The organism is Methanobrevibacter sp. 87.7 (assembly GCF_002208625.1).
Classification (GTDB): domain Archaea; phylum Methanobacteriota; class Methanobacteria; order Methanobacteriales; family Methanobacteriaceae; genus Methanarmilla.
Map to the genome: position 1 here is coordinate 1 of NZ_MRCT01000090.1, position 7,726 is coordinate 7,726.

General features: G+C 23.7%; 9 protein-coding genes. 4 read left to right on the forward strand and 5 right to left on the reverse strand.

Annotated features, from left to right (window positions below; translation table 11 throughout):
- The first annotated feature begins 114 nt into the window (after positions 1-114).
- Positions 115-969, forward strand: a complete 855-nt coding sequence (locus BGI41_RS05420) for a HEAT repeat domain-containing protein (RefSeq protein ID WP_088539285.1) — start codon at positions 115-117, stop codon at positions 967-969.
- A 140-nt stretch (positions 970-1,109) separates the two neighbouring features.
- Here the strand turns inward: BGI41_RS05420 and BGI41_RS05425 are convergent, their stop codons facing one another.
- Positions 1,110-1,946, reverse strand: coding sequence for a carbon-nitrogen hydrolase family protein (locus BGI41_RS05425; RefSeq protein WP_088539288.1), 837 nt, complete (start codon positions 1,944-1,946; stop codon positions 1,110-1,112).
- A gap of 155 nt (positions 1,947-2,101) precedes the next feature.
- Here BGI41_RS05425 and BGI41_RS05430 point away from each other — a divergent pair, with 155 nt between their 5' ends.
- Positions 2,102-2,599 carry a hypothetical protein gene (locus BGI41_RS05430; protein WP_088539290.1) on the forward strand — a complete coding sequence of 166 codons (498 nt, stop codon included), beginning with the start codon at positions 2,102-2,104 and terminating at the stop codon, positions 2,597-2,599.
- Positions 2,600-2,785: 186 nt separating this feature from the next.
- Here the strand turns inward: BGI41_RS05430 and BGI41_RS05435 are convergent, their stop codons facing one another.
- Positions 2,786-3,178, reverse strand: a complete 393-nt coding sequence (locus tag BGI41_RS05435; RefSeq protein WP_088539292.1) for a hypothetical protein — start codon at positions 3,176-3,178, stop codon at positions 2,786-2,788.
- 15 nt (positions 3,179-3,193) lie between these two features.
- The gene (gene nucS / locus BGI41_RS05440) at positions 3,194-3,976 is read right to left on the reverse strand and encodes an endonuclease NucS (protein WP_088539294.1); all 783 of its coding nucleotides are present in this window, start codon (positions 3,974-3,976) and stop codon (positions 3,194-3,196) included.
- A 199-nt stretch (positions 3,977-4,175) separates the two neighbouring features.
- Between nucS and BGI41_RS05445 the strand changes: the two genes are divergently transcribed.
- Both BGI41_RS05445 and BGI41_RS05450 read left to right on the forward strand, forming a co-directional pair.
- Positions 4,176-5,168: an alpha/beta fold hydrolase gene (locus tag BGI41_RS05445; RefSeq protein ID WP_088539296.1), complete on the forward strand. Its 993-nt coding sequence runs from the start codon at positions 4,176-4,178 to the stop codon at positions 5,166-5,168.
- 82 nt (positions 5,169-5,250) lie between these two features.
- Positions 5,251-5,541, forward strand: coding sequence for a DUF5750 family protein (locus BGI41_RS05450; RefSeq protein ID WP_088539298.1), 291 nt, complete (start codon positions 5,251-5,253; stop codon positions 5,539-5,541).
- Positions 5,542-5,750: 209 nt separating this feature from the next.
- Here BGI41_RS05450 and nadA read toward each other — a convergent pair whose 3' ends face one another.
- The gene (gene nadA, locus BGI41_RS05455) at positions 5,751-6,668 is read right to left on the reverse strand and encodes a quinolinate synthase NadA (protein WP_088539300.1); all 918 of its coding nucleotides are present in this window, start codon (positions 6,666-6,668) and stop codon (positions 5,751-5,753) included.
- A 169-nt stretch (positions 6,669-6,837) separates the two neighbouring features.
- On the reverse strand, positions 6,838-7,641 hold the full coding sequence (locus BGI41_RS05460; protein ID WP_088539302.1) for a mechanosensitive ion channel family protein: 804 nt from the start codon (positions 7,639-7,641) through the stop codon (positions 6,838-6,840).
- Between the last annotated feature and the right edge of the window lie 85 nt (positions 7,642-7,726).

Sequence of the window (7,726 nt, forward strand, 5' to 3'; positions counted from 1 at the left end):
TTTTTGTATTGTAAATTTTTAGAAAAATATTAATAAATTAATTAATAAATATTTTATTAGTTTATTGAAGTTTTACTTTTATGTAATATAATCTATTAGAGGAAATATGATAATATGGGCGATTTAACTGTCGAAGAAGCAATTTTAAAACTTAAAGATGATGATGTTGAAGTAAGAAAAGAAGCTATAAAGAATTTATATGGAGTTAAGGATGAATCAGTTATTAATCCATTAATTGAAGCTACTACAGATGAGAATACTAATGTAAGATTTAAAGCTGCTCAAATTTTAGGAACATTTGGTGATGTTGCTGTAGATAAATTAATTGATAAATTTAACTCTGCTACTGGTTCAGATAAACGTTATTTAATTTTTGCACTTAAAGAAACTCACAGTCCTAAGACTATTGATGCTCTTGTAAGTGCAGTTGATGATGAAGATCCAAATGTACGTAAAACAGCTATTCGTGGTTTAGGTGCTCTTCAAGCAAGAGATAAAATGGATTATATTGCATCAGGTCTTAATGATGATGATTGGGGTGTAAGATTATATTCTATTTATGCATTAGGTGATCTTGCAACTCCAGAATCTATTGCTTTAATTAAACAAGCAAGACGTAAAGAAAAAGATAAAGACTTTAAAAAATCTTGTAATAAAACTATTAAAAAAGCTGAAAAAGTAATGAAAGCTGGAGGTAAACTTCAACCTACTTCTAAAGCAAAACCTATGAAAGATATTAAAGTTTTAGAAAAAGAAGATCTTGAAGCAGCTGCAAGAGAATATGAAGTTTATGTTAATGAAAAATCAACAAGTCAAGCACCTTATAAAAGATTATGTATTCTTTATCGTAAATTAAATAAATATGATGATGAGGTACGTATTTTAAATATTGCTATTGAACTCTTTTCAAAATTAAATCCAGGTAAAGAAGAATGGTTCCAAAAAAGATTAGATAAATTAACTAATTAAATTTATCTTTACTTTTTTTATTTATTAAATAATTAATTCTATTTTTAATTAACTGCTTATTTTGGTTATAACAATTTTTTATTATTTTTAGTTTTTTGTATTGTTTATTTGGCTATTTTTTTGTTTATTATTTTTAGTTTTTATTTAGCTATTTTTTCAACTTTATATAAATCATCCCGTTTATTTTTTAGTATAGGAATTTCTTTTCTTACTTGATTTATTTTATTTAAGTTAATATCTACTATTTTAAGTTCCTCCCCATATCCACATTCTGCAATAATATCTCCCCAAGGACTAGCAACAATTGAATGACCAAAAGAATTATAATTTGCTTTTTTATTTAATGCAGGTGCAACACCTATTGTATAAACTTGATTATCTAATGCTCTAGATCTAAATAATAATTCCCAATGAGCTGGACCTGTTGTAAGATTAAATGCACCGGGATAAATTAATATTCTTGCTCCATTAAGTGTTAGTATTCTTCCAAGTTCTACAAATCTTATATCATAACATATTCCCATTCCTATTTTTCCAAAAGGAGTGTTAGCTATTGTAAAATTATTTCCTGCACTTAATGTGTCTGATTCCATAAATCTAATTTTACCTGGAACATCTATATCAAATAAATGCATTTTTTTATGATTTGCAATGATTTTACCATTATTATCAAAGAAATAGCTACTATTATATATTTTATTTTCTTTTTTTTCAGGAATACTTCCTGCAAGGATATATAAATTTAATTTATCTGCAAGTTCTGATATAGCATTAAGTGTTGGACTTTCTTCTTTTTTTTCTGCATACTCTATAAATTTTTCATTTTCATATGGGCAGTTAAACATTTCTGGAAGTATTGCAATATCAATTCCATTTTCTTTTCCTTCTTTTATCATTGATATTGCTTTTTTTATGTTTAATTCTTTATTATCTACTACATTCATTTGACATAATCCAATTTTAAGATTATTCCTCATTTTATCACTATTTTTTATTTTTTTATTTTTTTTTTTTATAATATTTTTTTTTAATGCTAATTTTAAAAAGAAAGTTTTTTTAATTTCTATTAATAAATATAAGAATTAATTATATATTAAAATTTAAGTTTATTATTTTATAAAATCGTGATATTATGGTAGATACAGAGAGATATACTGTTAAATGTGATGATATTGATTATGCAATTTATACTGTTAGTAATTGGAAAAACGATTATAAAATTAATCTTATAGGTACTTCTAAGGAGATTCCTGTCACGAAAGTTACACGGGAACATGTTCTATTTAGTTTAGAACAAATTAGAAAATCTGAATTTGATATTAATGGAACAAAAGTTAATGGTTTAGTTGCACTTGGAAGGCAATTAAATCCTGAAATTCAAGAAATGCCTCTTGATGAGCTTATATCTCTTGAAGAAAAAGAATATAAAAATATTACTGAGGAAATTCTTGAATTACCTATGTTACCTGAAGATGAAGAAATAGATTTATCAACTGAAGATTATTTAATTTATAAACTTGTAAAAGATGAACATAGTATTACATCTCCAAAACCTGCAAATAAATTTACTTTAGATTATCATATGTCTGAAATTAAAAAGTTGCAAAAACAGAATAATATATCTGATTAATTTTTATTATAATTAGATATATTTTTTATTTTTTTAGTAAATTTATTGCATTTTAGTTTTAAATTTTATTTATTTAGCTTTAATGCTTTTTTATTCATTGGATTTTTTTTGTTTTTAGTTTTAGTTCTTTTTTTAGGTTAGTTATTTTTAGTTTTAATGCTTTTTTATAAACTTATTATTTTTAAGCTATCTTAGCATATTTATCATTAATAAAATAGCTATTAAAAATCCACTTAAACATATTAAAAGTTGAATTATTCCATGTTTTTTAATTTTAGGATTTGATGAATTTATCATGTAAAATGGTAAAAATAATCCAAAGAAACCAATAAATCCAACACTACTTAATGAATTTATAAGAAGTAATGGAACCCATCCCCATCCAAATATAATTGAAATTATATATCCAATAAGAATTATTTTATCTTCATTATAATTCATTGGATTTGTATATTCTGGGCTATTAAATTCTTGTGTATATCTTTGATTAGGATCTTCTTCATTAAGTGGTTTTCCACAATAATTACAATATCTTGCCCAATCTTCATTAACAGTTTCACAATATTTACATTTTTTCATATTATCTTCCTATTTTTATTTAAATATGTCTAATGTTACTTTTTTATCTTTTTTAAGTTCTTTTGGAGGTTCACATGCTTTGAATTCAAAACCTTCTTCTTCAATCATTTCTTCAGCATCATTATCTATTTTTGGTGCTACTAAAATAGCTCTTATTTTTTTCTTATCTTTTTCGGTTTTAAATTCTTTATTTTCTGTATTTCTTAAATCTTCAACATAACGTCTTATTTGTTTAACTGCATTTACTCCAATTTTACGGGATTTTAGTTCTAAAACCATTAAATTCCCATTTATATCTTTACCAAGAATATCAATAAATCCACTATCTACACTATATTCTCTTGAAGTTGGTTTAAATCCTTCTTCTATGATGTGGGGATTTTTCATAATCATATCACCCATATCTTTTTCATAACCTGCTTGTTCTAATTCTTCATAATCTTCAAGAATAGCATATGTTCCAGTTTCAATTTGTTCTATTTCTACTTCTAATCTTTCTCTTGGGCTACGTCTATTACTTTCTAGGAATAATTTATTATTTTTAATGTAAACTTTAGTTCTTGATTTTGGTGGTTGCCAATTTACAGGTTCTACTTTTTTATCTTGATGAATTAAAAATGAACCGTCTGGTTTAATTATTATTAAACGTTCACCATAACCAAGTTGACTAAGTGCACGTCCTTCATATTCAACTTTACAATATGTAAATAAACTTATAGTTGCTCTTTTACGAAGTCCTTCTTCTATAAAATCGTAGCTTTCATCAATATTTGGTTTTTCAATATTTTTGTAATTCATTAGTTTATTCTTTTCTAGATTTTATTTTATAAATTTACTTATTAATTTATAAATTTTTTATTTTAATCTTTTTAATAGCTATTTTTTTTAAGTACTTTTATTTTAATAAATTATTTAAGTAATTTAATTAAATATATGTTTATATTTTTATTAAAAAAATGTTTATTAAATACTTAAATTATTAATTGAGGTTATTTATTTGTTTTCAGATTTAGACTTTGAAAAACCAGAATATTTTACTTTAGATAAATTTAAATTTTCTACTGGTGATGTTTTAGAAAATGTTGATGTTGAATATATTACTGTAGGTACACCAATTTATAATGATGATGGGGAAATAATTAATGGTGTTTTATATTGTCATGGTTCTAGTGGTGATTATGGTTCATTAAGACGTATTAATGATATTTCTGGTAGTGGTGAAGTTTTTGATACTGATAAATTATTTTTAATATCATTAAGTTCACTTGGTTCACCAAGATCTCTTTCACCTTCTATGACAAATCTTAAAGGTGATTTTCCACATTACTCTATAATTGATATGGTTAATTTTCAAAGACAATTTTTAAAAGAAAAATTTAACATTACTCATCTTAAAGGAATGATTGGAAATTCTATGGGTGGTTTTACAGTTCTTACTTGGGCTGCTTATTATCCTTTAGAAATGGATTTTGTAATTTCTCTTGTAAGTAGTTATAAAGTTGCAGGACATAATTATGCTTTATCTCGTATTATGGATGATATTGTTAAATCTTGTCCTGATTATAATGATGGGGATTATATTGCGTCTGAAGAATTAAATAGAACATTTAAACTTGCAAATGAAGTAATGTTTAATTATGGTTTTTCAAGAGAATTTTATCGTAATAAATCTAATTATGAAATTGATTTAAGTATTGAAGAAATGCTTAGTGAAGATACTCTTGATGATATTAATGATATGGTTTATAGAAATGATGCTTCTTTAAACTATAATATTGAAGATAAACTTAAGGATATTGTTGCAAAAGTATTAATTGTTGCTATTAATCAAGATCAATATTTTCCACCTAATTTAGATGCTATTCCAATGTCTCATATGATTAAAAATTCAGAACTTTTAATATATGATTCAATAAATGGTCATATTGGTTCACGTGAACTTAAAAAAGTAGAATCTAATTTAAAAGAGTTTTTAAATGAGTTTATTTAATTTTTGAGTATACTACTTTTAAAGTTTAGTTTTAGTGGATAATAATAGATAATTAATTTAAAAAAAAGTTTTAGGTGTAATTATGATGAATGTTGAAATTACAGATTATGGTACAAAAGGAAAAAATGATAATTTTATTGTTTATACTGTAAGTAATCTTGATGAATTTTCTTTAGATTATTTAGATAAACATATTGAGGATAATCATAAAATTATTGATAATGATCTTATAATTACTATGAATTTTACAGATAAGTATTATCCATTTGCTTCTGATCTTGCACATTTTAAATTTGATGATTTTAAGTCTCGTGAAGAAATAGAAATGACTTGTTATCTTTCTGGTGTTTTAGAGGATGTATTTATTAAATAGCTATTTAATAGCTATTTTTTAAATTAATACTTCTAATTTTAAATTTCAAATAAAAATAATTTTTAAAATATAGTAAAAATAGTAATTTAGTTTTTTAAGGTTTAAAATAATAAAGAATAAGTATTTTTAATTTTATTTAAATGTTTAAAAGTAAATATTTTTAAAATGATTTATGATTATTAAAAAAGTAAGTAAAAGAGAGTTAAAATTTATTTTGAAGCTTTTAACATTCTTTCAATTGATTGTTTAGATTTCTCAACTAATTCTTCAGGAACTATAACTTGAGGTTCTTCATTAAGAAGACAATCTCTTACTTTTTCAAGAGTATGTAATTTCATAGTTTTACATATTGCATCATCAAGTAATGGATAACATTTTTTACCAGGTATTTCAAGTTCTATTCTTGATATAATATCTTTTTCTGTACCTAATATAAATTCTTCTTTATCAGAATCTTTAATATAATTTAACATATCACCAGTACTTAAAACAAGATCTGCAGCTTCTTGTACATCAGTATTACATTCAGGGTGAACAAGAACTTCTGCATTAGGGTGTTCTTCTTTTTTAAATGCTATGTCTCCTGGATTAAACATTTTATGTACATAACAATGGCCATCACCAGGTATTGGGATTATTTCTTTATCTGTGAATTTTTGTGTATAATTTGCAAGGTTTGTATCTGGTCCAAATAAAATTACATCTTCATCTAATGCATTAACAACTTTTGTTGCATTACCACTTGTAACTAAGATATCGCTTTCTGCTTTTGCTTCTGCTGTACTATTTACATATAAAGCAACTGCAGCTTCAGGGTATTGTTTTTTAGCTTCTTTAATTTGTTCTGCAGATAACATATTTGCCATTGGACAATCTGCTCTTGCATCTGGGATTAATATTTTTTTATCAGGATTTAATATATATGCAGTTTCTGCCATAAAATCTACACCACAGAAAACAACTATATCTTTATCTTTAATTTGGCTTGCTTTTATACATAATCCTAATGAATCTCCTAAATAGTCTGCAATTTCTTGTATTTCTTTTCTTTGGTAGTTATGTGCAAGAATAATTGCATTTTTTTCTTCTTTTAAATCTATTATCTCTTTTTGTAATTGACTTAGCATTTTTAATCACCTAACCATTAGATGTAATTTATTATTTTAATTATAATATTTAATTTTTAATAATTCATAATAATAGTTATATTTTCTATCTTAAGTTAAATATAATTTAAAATTGTATATTCTCTATCTTTTTTATAATTTAATATAATACATTAGTTATAATCTATTTTTATTTAATCATAATTTTATGAGTATTTGTCTCTTGTTTTTTATTATTCATATTATTAATAATCTCTCTTATTTTATTTGCAATGATTACTCTATATCTTTCAATATTTTCATAATCACTTACTCCAACAACAAGAACTATTTTTGTACCCATTTCATTTATTTCATTTACATTAATTTTCATTATTGAATCTTTAACTGTAAAATCAAGTTTTTTACAAGTTTTAACTGCTTCTTTTTCAAATTCTTCAATATCTATATTTGGACTAAGAAGAATTGGTAAGGTTAGAAGAGTTGTAAGTTCATTTGTATTATTTGCATATGGTGTAGTACCAAGTTGAGAATTTGGTATTGTTACTATCACATTATCTGCAGTTTTAATAGTTGTTGTTCTAAATCCTAATTGTATAACTTTACCTTTAAAATTATTTACTGAAATCGTTTCTCCTACTTTTACAGTTTTATCTACTAATAAGAATAATCCACTCATAAAATCAGAAATTATATCTTTAGCAGCAAAACCGATTATAATACTCACAATTCCTATACTTACAAGAATTCCTTGAATATTTATTCCAAATATCTCTAAAATAAGTAATGCAGCAACTATATATACTATATATTGTAGTAAATCACGAATAAGATAAGGTCCTGTCATATCTATGTCTGTATTTTTTTTAAGATGTTTCATTGAGTATGTTATTAATCTAAGAAAAATTGTTGCAATAATTATTATTATAATTATAAAAAATACTTTTTCATAGTTATTTACAGGATGTACTAGTATTTTAATTAAATCAATCATTAATTCCAATCCTTTTATGATTAATTGTAATATTTAAATATTTTACACTTATCTTAAAATATTATTTAAATAGAAATTTTTATAA

Excerpts from the sequence above, each read along its gene's own strand:
- BGI41_RS05425 (WP_088539288.1), bottom strand. The coding sequence starts at position 1,946 with ATGAGGAATAATCTTAAAATTGGATTATGTCAAATGAATGTAGTAGAT.
- nadA (WP_088539300.1), bottom strand. The coding sequence starts at position 6,668 with ATGCTAAGTCAATTACAAAAAGAGATAATAGATTTAAAAGAAGAAAAA.
- BGI41_RS05430 (WP_088539290.1), top strand. The coding sequence starts at position 2,102 with ATGGTAGATACAGAGAGATATACTGTTAAATGTGATGATATTGATTAT.
- BGI41_RS05435 (WP_088539292.1), bottom strand. The coding sequence starts at position 3,178 with ATGAAAAAATGTAAATATTGTGAAACTGTTAATGAAGATTGGGCAAGA.
- BGI41_RS05420 (WP_088539285.1), top strand. The coding sequence starts at position 115 with ATGGGCGATTTAACTGTCGAAGAAGCAATTTTAAAACTTAAAGATGAT.
- BGI41_RS05450 (WP_088539298.1), top strand. The coding sequence starts at position 5,251 with ATGATGAATGTTGAAATTACAGATTATGGTACAAAAGGAAAAAATGAT.
- nucS (WP_088539294.1), bottom strand. The coding sequence starts at position 3,976 with ATGAATTACAAAAATATTGAAAAACCAAATATTGATGAAAGCTACGAT.
- BGI41_RS05460 (WP_088539302.1), bottom strand. The coding sequence starts at position 7,641 with ATGATTGATTTAATTAAAATACTAGTACATCCTGTAAATAACTATGAA.